This window comes from Dokdonella sp. (assembly GCF_049593775.1).
Lineage (GTDB): Bacteria > Pseudomonadota > Gammaproteobacteria > Xanthomonadales > Rhodanobacteraceae > Dokdonella.
Genome location: NZ_JBAWHJ010000229.1, coordinates 1 through 16,854 on the forward strand (window position 1 = coordinate 1; position 16,854 = coordinate 16,854).

General features: G+C 61.4%; 12 protein-coding genes. 3 read left to right on the forward strand and 9 right to left on the reverse strand.

Going from position 1 to position 16,854, the window contains the following annotated elements; translation table 11 throughout:
* From WBP53_RS08215 to rluD, 5 genes are all read right to left on the reverse strand, one after another.
* Positions 1 to 619: catalase (locus WBP53_RS08215; protein WP_423927772.1), on the reverse strand; the 619-nt coding region annotated here is incomplete at its 3' end.
* Positions 620 to 930: 311 nt separating this feature from the next.
* Positions 931 to 2,367, reverse strand: coding sequence for a sigma-54-dependent transcriptional regulator (locus tag WBP53_RS08220; RefSeq protein ID WP_423927774.1), 1,437 nt, complete (start codon positions 2,365 to 2,367; stop codon positions 931 to 933).
* A 111-nt stretch (positions 2,368 to 2,478) separates the two neighbouring features.
* Entirely contained in the window at positions 2,479 to 3,507 is a 1,029-nt protein-coding gene (locus tag WBP53_RS08225; RefSeq protein ID WP_423927776.1) for a hypothetical protein, read from the reverse strand.
* Positions 3,508 to 3,804: 297 nt separating this feature from the next.
* Positions 3,805 to 4,551 carry a peptidoglycan editing factor PgeF gene (gene pgeF, locus WBP53_RS08230; RefSeq protein WP_423927778.1) on the reverse strand — a complete coding sequence of 249 codons (747 nt, stop codon included), beginning with the start codon at positions 4,549 to 4,551 and terminating at the stop codon, positions 3,805 to 3,807.
* Complete coding sequence (gene rluD, locus WBP53_RS08235; RefSeq protein ID WP_423927780.1) at positions 4,548 to 5,516, reverse strand: 23S rRNA pseudouridine(1911/1915/1917) synthase RluD; 969 nt, start codon at positions 5,514 to 5,516, stop codon at positions 4,548 to 4,550. Before rluD ends, pgeF begins: the two co-directional genes overlap by 4 nt.
* A gap of 101 nt (positions 5,517 to 5,617) precedes the next feature.
* Between rluD and WBP53_RS08240 the strand changes: the two genes are divergently transcribed.
* Positions 5,618 to 6,487, forward strand: a complete 870-nt coding sequence (locus WBP53_RS08240; protein WP_423927782.1) for an outer membrane protein assembly factor BamD — start codon at positions 5,618 to 5,620, stop codon at positions 6,485 to 6,487.
* A gap of 6 nt (positions 6,488 to 6,493) precedes the next feature.
* On the opposite strand, the gene WBP53_RS08245 is transcribed toward WBP53_RS08240, so the two are convergent.
* The 4 genes from WBP53_RS08245 to sucC form a co-directional block, all read right to left on the reverse strand.
* Positions 6,494 to 8,137, reverse strand: a complete 1,644-nt coding sequence (locus WBP53_RS08245; RefSeq protein WP_423927784.1) for an NAD+ synthase — start codon at positions 8,135 to 8,137, stop codon at positions 6,494 to 6,496.
* A 133-nt stretch (positions 8,138 to 8,270) separates the two neighbouring features.
* Positions 8,271 to 10,502: a bifunctional serine/threonine-protein kinase/formylglycine-generating enzyme family protein gene (locus WBP53_RS08250; RefSeq protein ID WP_423927786.1), complete on the reverse strand. Its 2,232-nt coding sequence runs from the start codon at positions 10,500 to 10,502 to the stop codon at positions 8,271 to 8,273.
* A gap of 408 nt (positions 10,503 to 10,910) precedes the next feature.
* Positions 10,911 to 11,783, reverse strand: coding sequence for a succinate--CoA ligase subunit alpha (gene sucD / locus WBP53_RS08255; RefSeq protein WP_423927788.1), 873 nt, complete (start codon positions 11,781 to 11,783; stop codon positions 10,911 to 10,913).
* Positions 11,784 to 11,919: 136 nt separating this feature from the next.
* Positions 11,920 to 13,086 (reverse strand): ADP-forming succinate--CoA ligase subunit beta, encoded by a 1,167-nt coding sequence (gene sucC / locus WBP53_RS08260; RefSeq protein WP_423927790.1) that lies wholly within the window; start codon positions 13,084 to 13,086, stop codon positions 11,920 to 11,922.
* Between the two features lie 387 nt (positions 13,087 to 13,473).
* Here sucC and WBP53_RS08265 point away from each other — a divergent pair, with 387 nt between their 5' ends.
* Positions 13,474 to 15,111 (forward strand): sensor histidine kinase, encoded by a 1,638-nt coding sequence (locus WBP53_RS08265; RefSeq protein WP_423927792.1) that lies wholly within the window; start codon positions 13,474 to 13,476, stop codon positions 15,109 to 15,111.
* A 200-nt stretch (positions 15,112 to 15,311) separates the two neighbouring features.
* A partial coding sequence (locus WBP53_RS08270; RefSeq protein ID WP_423927794.1) for a Clp protease N-terminal domain-containing protein occupies positions 15,312 to 16,854 on the forward strand: 1,543 nt, incomplete at its 3' end.

A 16,854-nucleotide genomic window follows, 5' to 3' on the forward strand; every position in this document is an offset into this window, starting at 1 on the left:
ATTCCGGAGTCAGTGAAATGAAGTCCCAGAAGGTATCGTGCGCGGATGCCGCCTGCGGATATCCGCGGTCGGGTTCCATTTTCACGGCATGAATGAGATCGGGAAATTTCATTGCATCCTGTATGAAGAATACCGGGATGTTGTTGCCGACAAGGTCCCAGTTTCCTTCCTTGGTATAAAATTTCACTGCGAAACCGCGGACATCACGTGGCGTGTCGACCGAGCCGGCACCGCCGGCGACTGTCGAGAAGCGCGCGAACAAGGGCGTCTTCACACCGACCTCGGTCAGGATTCTGGCGGTGGTGTGTTTTTTCAACGACCGAGTCAGCTGAAAGTAACCGTGGGCACCCGATCCGCGGGCGTGAACAATGCGCTCGGGAATGCGTTCGTGATCGAAATGCGTGATCTTCTCGCGCAAGACAAAATCTTCAAGCAGAGTCGGGCCACGTGGTGAAGTGCGCAGTGAATTCTGGTTGTCCGAGATCGGCAAACCCTGATTGGTCGTCAGCGCCGGATGTCGGGCGTTGCTCAATTGCTGCACTTCGCCGCCATTGCCGCGATTCGCATTGTCGGAATCACGGCTTGCGGGCTGTTTCGTCGCGGATTTTCGGGTGGCCATGGAAGCGCTCCGGGAGTAGGGAAGAGGGAGGGGACCAACATCCGCAACCCTAGCGCCCCGTACATGAACCCAGCACAGACCAATCGATCAGAAGCGGCGATTTCTCGACGGAAGAGCAGTCTTGGAGGTTGAGATCCGGCGCTCGTTGCGTGGCGGAGAACCGGGTTTCACAGGAGAAAAAGTCGGACTGGCCGCGCAACTCGAATCGATCACGACACTGCGCAGGCGGAAAGGTCACTGCGCGGCGAGCCGGTAGTCCATTCGGACTACAGCGATCGAACCAACGTGATTTCCGGGCCGGCGACGCTTTTCTACTCGATGCCGAGTTTTTCCAGGCGATAGCGAAGCTGGCGCAAGGTCAGGCCCAGTTGCTTGGCCGCCGCGGTACGGTTCCAGCGGGTGGCCTCGAGTGCCTTGGTAATGACGGCGCGTTCGGTTTCAGCCACGGTTGCAGCCAGATCGCCGCTGTAGGCGGAATCGGGCAGCATGATGCCGGACGGAGCATCTGCTTCGCGAGGCCGGGCAGGCGAGTGCTGGGGAGCAGCGGCTGGCCGTGTCGGCATGGCCGTTTCGCCGGGACCACCTGATTGCGCAGCCGGCGCACGCGCGATCAGGCGCATGTCATCGGCGCTGATCGAGCCGTCTTCGCACAGGGCAACTGCACGTTCGAGGATGTTTTCCAGTTCGCGAACGTTGCCCGGGAAATCATAGATGCACAGTGCCTTGAGTGCATCCGGGCTCAGCCTGGCCGGGGCTCGTTCCGTTTCACGCCCGAGGCGCTCAAGGATGCGGCCGGCAAGGAGCGGAATATCGTCGCGGCGCTCGCGCAATGGCGGCACGCGCAACTCGATCACGTTGATGCGGTAGAACAGATCCTGGCGAAATGAACCCAGGTCGACGAGTCGGGCCAGATTCTTGTGGGTTGCCGAAAGTATGCGCACGTCCACCGCAACTTCGGCGCGTGCGCCGATGGGGCGAACCGCTTTTTCCTGGATCACGCGCAGCAGCTTGACCTGCATGTGCAGGGGCAGTTCGGCCACTTCATCGAGAAACAGGGTGCCGCCATCAGCTGCCTGGAACAGGCCTTCCTTGTCGGCATGCGCACCGGTGAAGCTGCCCTTGCGATGTCCGAAGAATTCACTTTCCATCAGCTCTGATGGAATCGCGCCGCAGTTGACCGGAACAAAGGCTGCTGATGCTCGCGGGCCCAGCTCGTGAATCAGGCGCGAAGCCAGCTCCTTGCCGACGCCGGATTCACCGGCCACATAGACCGGGGCCTGGCTTCGGGCCACCTTGGCGATCGTGGCGCGCAGTTCCTTCATGGGCTCCGAATCACCGACCAGCTTGGCGCTGCTGGCATCCACCGTTGCCTTTTTTTCCTCGGAAAGGCGCAAGGCGGTCTGCACCAGGCGGCGGAGGACGTTGATATCCACCGGTTTGGAGACGAAATCAAAGGCGCCAGCCTTGAGTGCGACCACGGCGGCGTCGACATTGCCGTAGGCCGTGATCATGGCCACTGGCGTGTCGGGGTATTGCGCGGCAATCAGTTCGATGACCTCGTGGCCGGTGCCATCGGGCAGGCGCATGTCGGTAAAGCACAATGCGTAGCGCGATTCCGTGAGGCGCTGCTTGGCTTCGCTGACCGTCGCGGCTGTCTCCACGACCAGGCCCATGCGGCCCAGAGTCAGGGTCAGCAGCTCACGGATATCCCGCTCATCGTCAATTACAAGTGCGTATTTTTTGCTCATGCCTTCGTTCGATGGGCGCGGGAGGCGATGCACAAGGTTAATCCGCGTGGGCCATTAAGGCAAAGCATTAGAGCCCGTCAACCCGCTGAAGCCTTGCATCGGCACGCGCTTTCACGGTTGCAATTCAAAACCACCGGCAAAGATCCGGTCCGAAAGCGGGGCGGTATCGGCTGTCGCGGCGTTGTTGGCCGGGTCAGGATCGCTTATCGGGGCGTTGACCACGGCGGTGACCGTATTGGAGAGCATGCCTGTGGCATTGGCCGTGATCGTCGCATTGACCGTGCAGGCGACTTGAGAGCCGGCTGGCAGGCTGACGGGCTGGGACAGGTTGCCGCTACCACCCGAGGTGCAGCTCGCGCCTCCACTGGCCGCACAGCTCCATGTCACGGCGGAGTAGGTGGCAGGAAACGCATCGAACACGATCACGCTGGGTGCATCCGCCGGGCCGGCGTTTGCGACCGTGATGGTGTGTCCGAGGGGTTGTCCAGGGATATAGAGGTCCGGCGAGGTGGTGATGCCTACGGATACATCGGCTTCGCTGCCGCTGGACTGGCAATCGACCACGGCCCTGATTACCCAGTCACCGGTCACGCCCAGTGTTTGCGAGGCAAACCAGAAGCCCTGGCCTGAACCGGTGTCGATGGCATAGATCGCATTTCGACCGGTCTGTATGCCATCAGTGTCGTTGACCAGGCTCGGCCCGCTGGCTGTCGGAGGGTCGGAAAAGCGATAGCCAATCACGAACGTTTCGTTGGCCGTGACCGGCACGGCCAGGGGGATCGTGGCGTTGTCATCGAGATAGCGGTATTCGTTCATCACCCCATCGGTAAGCAGGGGCGCGGCGATCTGCTCGGCCAGGGCGCCTGGAGTCGGATAGGTACCGGAGCGATGAATGTCGATCGATCCGCCCAGCACCTTGCCGGATACGCCAACGGCCGAGCGCCAGAAAATCTGGGCGGCAATGATGTTTCCGGTGCACGGCGATGTCAGCCAGCTTGCGCCGATTTCGCTGGTGATGAAGCCGGCCTGTACCACGCCGGTCGAGAAATCGGTCAGGGAGTCATTCTGGACGGTCACTTCAGCGGCGCTCGCGCTGGCGGCGACAAGGCTCAGGCACAGGCTCGAGAATCGAAGTTGCATCGGTGCACCCCTGATCTTTCCGGATTCGACGACCAGCCTACCCTTCGGTGATCCTGGCATACCGGTACAAATTCACATTCAGGCAACGCTGATCAAGTGGCGCAATCATCATGGCATTCAGACGGTCCGCCAGTCGTGCTGAGAGGCGAAGTGAAGGCTGCTGGCCCTGGCGGGTCTCGCGGTGCAGCGGGCGGGCCTTCTGACGTCCACCTCCTTTTCCGAAGAAAACCGGTCGGTTGGGCGACGCCTGTCTGCGCGCAGCTCTTTGTTGCGCTGCCTCAACGGCTCCCTGGCGAATCAGGAAATCCAGATGAGGCTTGCGAAACGGCCGCTTCGTGCTTCCCTGCGATGGGAGTAGAAGCGTGAATCCGCGCGTGTATCAAAATTCCCGCCAGCGATCGAATGCAATCCGGCGTGTTCAAGCCGCTGTCTGGCCAAGGCAGGCAGGTCGCATAGCCAATGACCGGGGCGCGTAGCGGAAAAGGCGCTCTGCGCCTCGGAGCCGGTGCTGACAAAAGCCTCGTGGACCTCCTCGCCGACCTCGTACGATTCACGCCCGATGGCCGGTCCGATCCAGGCCATGACCCGCCTCGACGGCGAACACAGGCTGGCGAGCGTCTGTTCGAGCATGCCGGCGGCCAGTCCGCGCCAGCCGGCGTGTGCGACAGCCACCTCGTCGCCCTCCATGGAGCAGAAAAATACCGGAAGACAGTCTGCCGTCAGAATGCCGAGGACAACTCCCGGGGTGCGTGTAGTGGACCCATCGGCTTCCGGCTCGGCAGTATCGACGGCAGGCACTGCGTCGACGCGCACCACCCGGGTTCCGTGGACCTGATGCAGCCAGGCGGGCGGCGAGGGCAGGTCCAACTGACCGATGATTTCTTGCCGGTTTGCAGCAACTGCCTGCGCATCATCGCCACACCGACTGCCGAGGTTGCAGCGATCAAAAGGGGGGAGTGAATGGCCGGACATCTGGCGGGTGGTGACCACGGCATGTACGCATGCCGGGGCCTGCCAATCCGCTTCAAGCCAGGAATTGGTCATTTTCCGCCGGCAAACGCCAGGCTGTCTTCGCGCACGGTGTTGATCAGCGCTTCCATGTCGGCTGGGCGGGCGACTTCGATCTTGACCGTCTCTCCGCTGGCCGGATGCTGGAATTCCAGGCGCTCTGCATGCAGGGCCTGACGCCGGAATCCGCGCAGCGCTTCGATCAGTTCCGGTGTCGCGCCCTTGGGCAGGCGCAGGTTTCCGTAGCTGAGGTCACCCACGATCGGATGACGGACATGAGCCATGTGCACCCTGATCTGGTGGGTCCGGCCGGTTTCGAGCCGGCATTCGACCAGGGTCATGATGCGGAATTTTTCGCGCACCCTGTAGTGGGTCACGGCCTCACGTCCGTCTTCCCGGACTGCCTGCCTCAGGCGGTCGACGGGATGGCGGCCGATCGGCTGGTCGACCTTGCCGCCTGCAACCATCGGTCCGTAGACCAGAGCCTCGTACTGGCGGTGGACGGTGCGCGCGGACAGTTGCTCGACCAGCGCCGTGTGCGCGCGCAGAGTGCGCGCAACGACCATCAGGCCCGAGGTGTTCTTGTCCAGTCGATGGACCAGCCCCGCGCGTGGAATGCCGGCAAGATCCGGATCGTGGTGCAGCAGTGCATTTTGCAGGGTTCCGTCGGGATTTCCCGCGCCAGGATGGACGATCAATCCGGCTGGCTTGTTGACGACGATCAGATCGGCGTCCTCGAAGCGGATATCGAGGTCGATCGGTTCGGGGCTGGCGCTGACCTCGCGCTGCATGCGCACCTTGATTTCGACCTGTTCGCCGCCGTGCACGATGTGGCGCGGGATGACCTGCTCACCATCGAGCAGTACGTCGCCAGCCTTGATCCAGGTGCTCAGGCGGGAGCGCGAATAGTCAGGAAACAGTTCGGCAAGCGCGGCATCGAAGCGGCGGCCGGCGGATTCCGGGGGGATGCTGGCATTCAGCGTGGGTTGGGCTTGGCTCATGGACGTCGATCTGCAAGGGTTCGAGATTGACGCGGGTTTCCGACGCCAACGGCGTTCGGGTTATGATCGCCACCCACCATCATCGCAGAGCCCCCTTCCGCATGCGAGCTTCCCGCAGAATCCGGGTTGTTTCCCGGCTTGTAATCGTCTTCCTGGCCGTGTTCCTCATGGCCGGTTGCTCCCTGTTCGGCGACAAGAAAGCCGATCCGCTCGAAAGTCTGTCGGTCGAACAGATGTACGCCAAGGGCAAAGGCTATGTCGACTCCGGCGACTACACGGCCGCGGACAAGGTATTTTCGCGCCTGATTGCGCGGTTCCCGTTCGGTGAGTACACCGAGCAGGCGCAGCTGGACAAGGCCTACGCGCAGTTCAAGATGAACAAGCCGGATGAAGCCTATTCAACGATCAACCGCTTCATCAAGACCTATCCTGCGCAAAAGCACATCGACTATGCGTACTACCTTCGCGGCCTGATCAACTTCGATCGCGAGGAAGGCATGCTCGAGCGCTACGCCGGTCTCGACATGACACAGCGTGACCAGGCCTTCGTCCGCCAGTCCTTCGACGACTTTGCGGCCCTGATCAAGCGCCACCCGGAAAGCGCCTACGCGGCAGATGCCAAGCTGCGCATGATCTACCTGCGTGATGGCATGGCGAAATCGGAACTCAATATTTCCCTGTTCTACTTGCGCCAGGGATCCTATGTCGGCGCTGCAAACCGGGCCAAGGCGATCATCGAGACTTACGACCAGTCACGCTATGTGGCGGATGCGCTGGCCATCCTCGTGCTTTCCTACGGGCATCTGGGCCAGGAATCTCTTGCCGCCGACACGACCCGGGTGCTTGAGCTGAATTACCCGAATCATCCGTCACTGGACGGGGAGTGGCCGCAATGGCGCTCGACCTGGTGGCGCCTGGTTCCGTTGTCGAACCGTGGCACCAAGCCCATCATCAAGGGCGTCAAGGAGTAAACCCGGTCAATCCCAGCCCGAGGTGATCGGATAGCGTCGCTCGCGGCCAAACGCGCGACGCGACACCTTGGGTCCCGGGGCTGCCTGCTGACGCTTCCACTCGCTGATCGTGACCAGATGCACGACCTGCCTGACCGTTTCGGCGTCGAAGCCGGCGGCCACGATTTCCTCGCGTGACTGCTCCTGGTCGACATAGCGACCAAGGATCGCATCAAGGATGTCGTAGGGGGGCAGTGAATCCTGGTCGGTCTGGTTGTCGCGCAATTCTGCGGAAGGTGGCCTGTCGATCACCTGTTGCGGAATCACGGGCGCGCCTCCCTTGTCGGTTTCCTGCTCGTTGCGCCAGTTCGCCAACGCGTAGACGTCGGTCTTGTACAGGTCCTTGATCGGCGCATAGCCGCCGCACATGTCGCCATAAATCGTGGCATAGCCGACGGCGTATTCGCTCTTGTTGCCGGTGGTCAGCAGCAAGCCGCCAAACTTGTTCGACAGGGCCATCAGGATCGCGCCCCGGCAACGCGATTGCAGGTTTTCTTCCGTGGTATCCGCTTCCAGCCCGGAAAAAATGGGCGATAGCGCATCAAGGAAACCCTGGAACGGCCCGGCGATCGGGATAGTCTCGATGCGCACGCCCAGTGCCTTTGCCTGGTCATCGGCGAGATCGTTGCTCTGTCCCGAGGTATAGCGCGAGGGCAGGCGCACCACGGTCACGTTCTCGGCGCCCATCGCGTCGACGGCGATGGCCAGCACGAGGGCAGAGTCGATGCCGCCCGATAGTCCTATCCAGACCTTGCCGAAACGGTTCTTGATGCAGTAATCGCGGGTCGCGCGGACGATGGCGCGCCAGGCGAGGCTCTCGCGGCTTTCATCGGTTTCCTGCGGCCAGGCCACCGGCGTGAATGTTCCCGAGCCGGAGTTGAAATCGGCGACGAGAAGGTGCTCTTCGAATGCGCGTGCTGCGGTGTGTACCTTGCCATCGGCATCGGCCAATACCGAGGCACCGTCGTAGACTACCGCATCCTGTCCGCCAACCAGGTTGAGATATGCCAGCGCGACACGGCTTTCGCCGATGCGGGTACCGATCAGGGCGTCGCGGCGCTCCAGCTTTCCGTGATCGTAGGGTGAGGCATTGGGTACGACCACAAGCTCGGCACCCTGTGCGACGGTATCTGCCAGTGGTTCGGCGAACCAGAGGTCTTCACAAATCACCAGGCCAACCCGGACCTCGTTGACGTCGAAGACAAGTGCACCGCCATCCGGATCAACTTCAAAGTAGCGTCGTTCGTCGAATACCGCGTAGTTGGCCAGCTCTCGCTTGCGATAAGTCGATTCGACCTGGCCATCACGCAACACGCTGACTGCGTTGTAGACAATGGACCCTGCCGATTGAGGCCAGCCGACCACGGCGACGATGCCGCTGATGTCGGTGGCAAGCCTGGCCAGTTCCGCCTCGCATGCGGCGAGGAAACTCGGCCGCAGCAGCAGGTCCTCCGGCGGATACCCGCTCAGTGCGAGTTCGGGAAAAACGATCAGATCGGCGTTGTGGCGATCGCGCGCATCGGCTGCGAGTGCACGGATGCGATCCGCATTCCGGCCGATCGCACCAACCGGGAAATCAAACTGGGCCAGCGCCACGCGCAAGTCAGGCATCGGAATTCGTCGGCAGATTGGAGTGGATGCCACCGGCCAGGATCTGTGTCACTGGATTGCGGGACCGGATGGATTCCTGGTCAAGCGTTCCGTGCCACTGGTTCGGCAGTCGGGCAAAGTATGCCATGCCGGTCTATTCATCACGGCTGCCACCAGGCCAGCGAACTTCACGGACCAGCCTGAAGCCGACATCATCGTAGCCTCGGTCCGACGGCAGTTCGCGCACATTGTCCGGGTCCACATCGGGCCCGTCCTGCCAGGAAAGGCCGAGTACGTCGTGACGCGTGCAGGTATTTCCTGCCTTGCCGCTGGAGGCGGGATTGCCAGCGGTTCCGCAGGTGGACGTCCATTCGGCGACATTGCCTCGCATGTCGTGCAGGCCGAGCCCGCTTTCGATGTAGCGCCCCCTGGGTGCCGTGTTGGCCTGGGCATCGTTGCAGGAATAGCGAAGGTCGAGACCCTTGGCACTCGTATCGCGCACGTTGCCAAGCCGACAGGGAGAACCGCTGGTCGGAATCGATCGCGCGGCGGCCAACCATTCCTGTTTGCTGGGCAGTCGATAGCGCTCATTGGTGCGTCGTGCAAGCCAGTTCGCATACGCCTGCGCATCCGCGTAGCTGACACAAACGACGGGTTCGCTGCCCGATTGCGCGAAGCCGGGGTCACGCCAGTCGCGACGATCGAACAGTCGAAGCGGAGATAGACGGTTGCGGCACCGCGTGGTTTCCCGGCCACTGGAGTTGGCGAACGCGGCATAGTCATCGCGACTGACTTCATTGCGCATCATCAGGACTCCCGTGCCCAGGCTTGAGCCGGCGTGGCGCGCTGGCACCAACATCAACGGTGGCCCGCCCGGGTCACGGATCTCTACACCCACACTTGGCAACTGTCTGAGCTGATCTGCCAGGTTGGTGAACCCGGTCGAGTTGAATTCGAGGTCGCCTGCCAGTGCCAGTCCGGCTTCGGCATTTTTCATTTCGGCCCGCGCGACATTTTCGGTGGTCTTCGCCAGCAGGGCTTCTTCAAGCTCGTCGCGAAGCTGGCTGAAGCCCTCTGAGCTGATCAGGCCGGCGCGCGCAGCCATCGATTCGAGTTGCAGGTATTCGCCGTGTACCTTGTCAAACTGGTTATCGCGGGTGGCATTCACCAGTGCCGCTGCCGAAGCGGCGAGCACCGCCTGCAAGCCTGCTCGTGCTTCGCTATTGGATGGTTCGGCATCGATCACCATCAGGTATGTCTGTGCCGCATTGGCGCCTTCCGGGGCTATCAATGCGCCATTCGCAAGCTGTTCCTGTGCGGTAGACAAGAGTCTCACCATCGACAGATCGTGCTCGTTGGCCGCGCTCTGGGCGATCGGCATGGCAATGCCCGATTCGGGGCGTTGCGCATTCCATTGCGCCAGCCATGGCAGTGCCAGTGAGACCAGCGAGACAGCCAGCAGCGCTCCCACGGCAACGAGCAGGGCGGGGCGATTGCGCAGCGAATGGCGCCACCGCCCGATTGGTCCAGCTGCACGCAGGATGTGTTTCTGAATCGGCTCGAGGGCGCGCTGCATCGCCTGGGCGTTGCGGAATCGATGTTCCGGTCGCTTCGCCATGGCATGGTCGATGAAGGACTGCCAGTGCGCTTTTTCGTCCGGCAACTTCGGCACCGGATCCTGGGCGTGCATCAGCGCCAGGGCCAATGCGTCGCTCGACTGGAATGGCAGCTTCCCGGTCAGCAACTCGTAGGTGAGGACGCCGAGGCTGTAGAGGTCGGATCGTCCGTCTACCGAATCGGCGCGAGCCTGCTCAGGACTCATCTGGGCACCGCTGCCGATGACCAGGCCGTCACCGGTAAGTCTTGAATTGAATTCGCGCTGGGCGAGGGCAATGCCAAAGTCGGCAAGCTGCGGACGATCCGCGTTGTCGAACAGGACGTTCTCCGGCTTCACGTCGCGATGCACGATTCCACGAGCATGCGCATAACCAAGCGCGTCGAGCAGTGCGTGCAGAAGGGAGATCAGTCCGGACTCGTCGTCGCGATAGTCGCGCACACTGAGGTCACCCTTGGCCAGATACGGCATGACGTAGTAGAGGTCACCGGATTCCGTTCGGCCGACCTCGTGGATGACGACGATGCCGGGGTGTTCGAGTTTGGCGATGATGCGCGCTTCATGCTCGAATCGAATCGACATGGCCTCATCGAAAAGGCGGCCGGAACGCATGACCTTGATCGCGACTTCGCGATCAAGCGATTCCTGCACGGCGAGGTAGACCGTCGCCATGCCACCCAGGCCCAACCGACGCTCGAGTCGATAGCCAGGAATGCGCGGCAGCGCGGTCGGGGGCTCGGCGGTATCGGCAGGCAGTTCGTTTTCAGTCATGTGCATCGACATCATGGCCGGGCTTGGGTTGCAGCCGGGACCATGAATCGACGATGCGCCCCGTTCGCATAGCGCCACAGACTAGCGCAATCGGGCCGGATTGCCCTGAACCCTGGGCTACCCAGAGGCGGGAATGGGGAATGGGGATTAGGGAGACTACCTTCCTCCTCCCACGACAGACCGCAACTTTGAGTTGGCCGCGATCCGGGTGTTGAGCATCGCTGCGCTCAGCCCAACCTGCGAAGTGCAGCAGGTTTTCTCTTCCTCGCAGGTGGATGGTGAGCGCCGCGAACCCCAACGCGGATCGCCCTGAGCCGACAGCGCGACTGCGCAGTGCTGGGATCTGGCAAACGAAAAAAGCCGCCGGATGGCTCCGACGGCTTTTCGGGACACGTCGCAGGAATGCGACTACTTCATCAATTTCGCCAGGGTCGTTCCGAGATCGGCCGGTGACTTGACCGTGGTCACGCCCGCCTTCTCCAGCGCCTCGAACTTGGCTGCAGCGGTACCCTTGCCACCCGAAATGATCGCGCCGGCATGGCCCATGCGCTTGCCTGCCGGGGCACTGGCGCCGGCAATGAATGCGACGACGGGCTTGGTTACGAATTCGGAAATGAATTCTGCTGCCTCTTCCTCGGCGCTGCCGCCGATTTCGCCGACCATGATGATGCCCTCGGTCTGCGGATCTTCCTGGAACAGCTTCAGGCAGTCGATGAAGCTCAGACCATTGATCGGATCACCGCCAATGCCGATGCAGGTCGATTGGCCGAGGCCGACGTTGGTGGTCTGGAACACGGCCTCATAGGTCAGCGTGCACGAACGCGAGACGATGCCGACTTTGCCGGGCTTGTGGATGTGGCCGGGCATGATGCCGATCTTGCATTCGCCCGGAGTAATGATGCCGGGGCAGTTCGGGCCGATCAGGACAGTGTCCGGATACTGCAGCAGAACATTCTTCACGCGCAGCATATCGAGCACCGGAATGCCCTCGGTGATCGTGACGATGACCTTGATGCCGGCATCCGCCGCTTCGAGGATCGCGTCTGCCGCGAACGGCGGCGGCACAAAGATCATTGATGCGTCCGCACCGGTTGCCTCTACGGCATCAAGCACGGTGTTGAACACCGGCAGGCCGATGTGCTCACTGCCACCCTTGCCCGGAGTAACGCCGCCGACCAGCTTGGTGCCGTATTCAATCGCCTGTTCGGAATGGAAGGTGCCCTGCTGGCCGGTAAAGCCCTGGGTGATGACCTTGGTGTTCTTGTTGACCAAAACGCTCATGGATCAATCCTCGAAATTTCTTTGCTTTCCCGGGGAGCCCCTTCACGGGGCAATGCTGCTTGTTCAAGATCAGGAGCAGAAGCATCGCGGCTGAAGCCGCTTCCTACGGGTAAATGACGGTTTTATTGATGGGGGTTCAGGCGGCCTTGACCGACGCAACAGCCTTGTTCGCCGCATCGTTGAGGTCATCGGCAGTGGTGATCGCCAAACCGGAATTGGCCAGCAATTCGCGACCCTTGTCGACATTGGTGCCTTGCAGGCGAACGATCACCGGAATCTTCAGGCCGACTTCCTTGACCGCAGCGATGACGCCTTCCGCGATCAGGTCGCAGCGGACGATGCCGCCGAAGATGTTGATCAGGATGGCCTGGACCTTGTCCGAGCGAAGGATCAGCTTGAATGCCTCGGTGACGCGCTCTTTGGTCGCGCCGCCGCCAACATCGAGGAAGTTGGCTGGCTCGCCACCCGCCAGCTTGATCACGTCCATGGTCGCCATGGCCAGGCCGGCACCATTGACCATGCAGCCGATATTGCCGTCCATGGTCACGTAGTTGAGGTTGTGCTGGACGGCCGCCGCTTCGGCGGCATCTTCCTGGGTCAGGTCGCGCATCGCGGCCAGCTTCGGATGGCGGAACTCGGCGTTGTCGTCGGAGTTGACCTTGCCGTCCAGCGCCATCAGCACGCCGGAATCGAGGATGGCGAGCGGATTGAGCTCGACCAGGGCCAGGTCCTTCTCGTTGAACAGCTTGTACAGCCCCAGCATGATCTTGGTCAGCTGGTTGGCCTGCTTGCCATCGAGGCCCATGTCAAAGGCGAGCTTGCGGCACTGGTAGGGCTGCAGGCCTTCGACGAAATTGACTTCGATCGTGTGGATGTCTTCCGGCGTCTCGCGGGCGACCTGTTCGATGTCGACTCCACCCTGGGCCGAAGCAATGAAGGAAACGGCGCGACTGTCGCGGTCAACCAGGATCGAGAGATACAGTTCCTTTGCAATATCAGCTGCATCGGTGACCAGGACCAGGTTGACCGGCAGCGCGCGGCCACCCGACTGATAGGTTTCCATGTCCTGACCGAGCATGCCTGCTGCAGCCGCCTTGACCTCATCGCCGGATTTGCAAAATTTTACACCGCCAGACTTTCCGCGACCGCCGGCATGGATCTGTGCCTTGACCATCCATTGGGTTCCGCCCAGCGCCTTGGCGGCGTCAACGGCCTGCTCCGGGGAGGAAGCGACTTTTCCGGGAGGGACGGGTATGCCGTACTGGGCGAACAATTCCTTGGCTTGGTATTCGTGGAAATTCATGCAGGCACCTGGTTGGGAGAGTCACGGATTACGCCGCTGCACCATTGTCAGCAACCGCAAACCTTTGATCAGAAAGAGAAAAGCGCCGACGCCGGGATTCCGGGCCGACCCGCAGAATGGGCGCGTATTCTGGGCATTTCGGGCCGTGATTGCAAAAGAGGTCGCCTGCGATGGCGGCGCAGCCGGGCCAGGGCCCGGGCTCCGGGCGGAATCGGACGAGTCCCAGGAGAACGCCCCTTCGTGTTTTCACTCAAGCAATGAGGCCTCCCTGCGCAACTCATGAGTGCCCTGATCTGCCTTGCAATCGGGACATTCGGAAACGAAAACAGGCCGGCTATGGCAATGCGCGCGGCGTACCTATAATTTGTCGGCCATGGAGATACGCAATTGACTGATCGCAGAGCACGACGTGCAGATGACGTATCGGGCGACATTACCCGGCGCGAGCTGGTTTTCTTCAACCTGTATCGACTACTCGAGTCTGTCGTCTACATAGGCCTGGTATTCAGCCCGCTCGCGGTCGACTGGATAAAGATCAGTCACTCCCAGATGGGGCGTGTGGTAGCCCTGATCTATTGCGCGGTAGCAGCGATCCTGCTGATCTCGACCGAACGCATGCGCAAGAATCTCAGCGCAAGCATCGGACTGGCGCTGGCGCTGGATGCCATTGCCGCGTCCCTGATCCTGTTCTCGATCAGCGGCGGCCATAGCTCGATCCCGATGATGTTGATGGTCAATGTCGGCGTCTGCGCATTGCTGCTTCCTTTCCGTCAGTCCGTGGCCCTGGCCGGGCTGGCAGCCATTGGCGTGATGGCTCCACCGATCTACGCGTATGTCAACGAGAGTGCGGTTGATCGCAGTGTGCTCGAGGCAACCCTGTTCGGCATCGCCTACATCGCCGTGGCTGCACTTTGCTCCCACCTTGGCCGCCAGATGCGCGAGACGGAAGCGCTGGCCGAACAACGCGGGGTCGACTTGCTCAACCTTGAGCAGGTCAACGACCTGATCATCCGGCGCATGAAGACAGGCGTGCTTCTGGTTGACGATGCCAACCATATCCTTCGCATCAACGAATCGGCCTGGCACCTGATTGGCAATCCCTCGCCGAACGAACGCGACCTGGGCCAGGTCGCCGCTGAACTTTCCCGACGGCTCTATCATTGGCGCAATTCGGGCCGCATCGATCAGAACCCGGTGGCGCTCGCAGCCGATGTGCCCGAGGTGATTCCGCGCTTCTCGCGCATGGCGCCCAACGACGATACGCATATCCTGATCTTCCTTGACGACACCTCGCTGCTGTCGCGAAGGGCCGAGGAAATGACCCTTGCATCATTGGGTCGTCTGTCCGCATCAATCGCCCACGAGATCCGAAATCCGCTGGCAGCGATCCGCTATTCGGCCCAATTGCTGGCCGAATCGGAGAGCATGGAAGAAGAAGACCGCCGCCTGGTCGATATCGTCAACAACCACTGCACGCGGGCCAACGAGGTCATTGAAAACATCCTGCAACTTTCGCGACGCGAGCGATCGCGGCCGGAGAGTATCGATGTCAATGCCTGGGCATTGAACTTCGTCGAGGAATACAAGCAGAACAACGATATTGGCCAGGATCATCTGCGCGCGATCACCCAGAATCGACAAATCGAGGCTATGGTGGATCCCCAGCACCTGCAGCAGGTGGTCTGGAACCTTGTCCAGAATGCAATTCGCTATGGTCGTGAGCCCGGTGCCGTCGCCAGGGTCGTCGTGGTTGCGCGGCTAGCTACCGACAAGGGGCCGCCCTTGATCGAAGTGGTCGATCGCGGCCCGGGAATCCCGGCCAAGGTCGCTGCGCAGATTTTCGATCCGTTCTATACAACCAGCGAATACGGGACGGGTCTGGGCCTGTATCTGGCGCGCCAGATGTGCGAGTCCAGCCAGGCCACGCTGGAGTATGTGCCGGTGGCTGGCGGTGGTGCCTGTTTCAGAATCACGCTTTCACCCGCCGCCAGCCTGGTCAGCCGTAGTCCGGCACATACGGCTTGATGCACCACTAGAAGCCGGGGCTCCGGGTTTCGCTCGGCCCGTTGGCGCTTCGACGCTTGTTGCCCTTCCGGATCACGTCTTGTGACTTCCGGCTTGCAGGCTACTACCCAATCCGATCAGCGACGGCTCTGCAGCGCTTGATTCCTGCTCGGCATGCCTCCATTTCTTGCTTGTCGCTTCTTGAATTGAAGGTATTTCCAATGCGCATGGACAAACTGACCTCGCGTTTTCAGCAGGCTCTCGCGGACGCCCAGAGTCTGGCTGTCGGACGCGATCACAATATGCTGGAACCGGTGCATGTCCTCGTCGCCCTGCTCGACCAGCAGGGCGGCTCGACCCAGCCGATGCTGGCCCAGTCCGGGGTCAACGTTGCCGCCTTGCGAACGCGGCTCGGACAGATTCTTGACGCATTACCGAAAGTAGCCGGCCAGGAAGGCAATATCAGCGTCGGCAATGAATTGAATCGCATCCTCAACCTGACCGACAAGCTCGCCCAGAAGCGAGGCGATCAGTTCATTGCCAGCGAACTCTTCGTGCTCGCAGCACTTGAGGACAAGGGCGAAGCCGGCGCCGCCCTGAAGGCGACCGGCGCCAATGCTGCCAGTCTGGATTCAGCGATCGAGCGCATGCGAGGCGGCGAAAAGGTTGACGACGCCAACGCCGAGGAAAACAGGCAGGCCCTGGAAAAATACTGCATTGACCTGACCGCCAGAGCCGGCTCGGGCAAGCTTGATCCTGTTATCGGGCGCGACGAGGAAATCCGTCGCGTGATCCAGGTATTGCAGCGTCGCACCAAGAACAATCCGGTCCTGATCGGCGAACCAGGCGTTGGCAAGACAGCCATTGTCGAGGGTCTGGCCCAGCGCATCATCCATGACGAGGTTCCCGAAGGGCTGCGCGGCAAGCGCGTGCTTTCGCTCGACATGGGGTCCCTGATTGCCGGTGCGAAATTCCGCGGTGAATTTGAAGAGCGCCTCAAGGGTGTCCTCAATGATCTGTCCAAACAGGAAGGCCAGGTGATCCTGTTTATCGACGAATTGCACACCATGGTTGGCGCGGGCAAGGCCGAGGGTTCAATGGATGCCGGCAACATGCTCAAGCCCGCGCTCGCGCGTGGCGAGTTGCATTGCGTGGGCGCCACTACGCTAGACGAGTACCGCAAGTACATCGAAAAGGATGCGGCGCTGGAGCGCCGGTTCCAGAAGGTCTTCGTCGGCGAGCCGAGCGTCGAGGACACCATAGCGATCCTGCGCGGGCTCAAGGAAAAATACGCCGTGCATCACGGCGTCGAGATCACCGATCCGGCGATCGTTGCCGCAGCCACGCTGTCACATCGCTATATCGCGGATCGACAATTGCCGGACAAGGCCATCGACCTGATGGACGAGGCCGCGTCCCGCATCCGCATGGAAATCGATTCCAAGCCGGAGGAGCTTGATCGCAAGGAGCGCCGGCTGATCCAGCTCAAGATCCAGCGCGAGGCGCTGAAGAAGGAGAAAGACGCCGAGTCGAAGCAGCGGCTTGCCGATCTGCAAAGCGAGATCGAAGTACTCGAACGCGAGTTTTCCGATCTCGAGGAAATCTGGAAGGCGGAGAAGGCCGCCGTCACCGGCACTACCAAGATCAAGGAGTCGATCGAACAGGCGCGCCAGGAAATCGATTCAGCAATGCGGAGTCAGGATTTCGCCAAGGTCTCCGAGATCCAGTACGGGCGCATTCCCCAGCTTGAAAAGCAGTTGGCTG

Bases quoted from the DNA above. Each gene is read 5' to 3' on its own strand.
- WBP53_RS08220 (WP_423927774.1), bottom strand. From the start codon at position 2,367: ATGAGCAAAAAATACGCACTTGTAATTGACGATGAGCGGGATATCCGT.
- WBP53_RS08225 (WP_423927776.1), bottom strand. From the start codon at position 3,507: ATGCAACTTCGATTCTCGAGCCTGTGCCTGAGCCTTGTCGCCGCCAGC.
- pgeF (WP_423927778.1), bottom strand. From the start codon at position 4,551: ATGACCAATTCCTGGCTTGAAGCGGATTGGCAGGCCCCGGCATGCGTA.
- rluD (WP_423927780.1), bottom strand. From the start codon at position 5,516: ATGAGCCAAGCCCAACCCACGCTGAATGCCAGCATCCCCCCGGAATCC.
- WBP53_RS08240 (WP_423927782.1), top strand. From the start codon at position 5,618: ATGCGAGCTTCCCGCAGAATCCGGGTTGTTTCCCGGCTTGTAATCGTC.
- WBP53_RS08245 (WP_423927784.1), bottom strand. From the start codon at position 8,137: ATGCCTGACTTGCGCGTGGCGCTGGCCCAGTTTGATTTCCCGGTTGGT.
- WBP53_RS08250 (WP_423927786.1), bottom strand. From the start codon at position 10,502: ATGACTGAAAACGAACTGCCTGCCGATACCGCCGAGCCCCCGACCGCG.
- sucD (WP_423927788.1), bottom strand. From the start codon at position 11,783: ATGAGCGTTTTGGTCAACAAGAACACCAAGGTCATCACCCAGGGCTTT.
- sucC (WP_423927790.1), bottom strand. From the start codon at position 13,086: ATGAATTTCCACGAATACCAAGCCAAGGAATTGTTCGCCCAGTACGGC.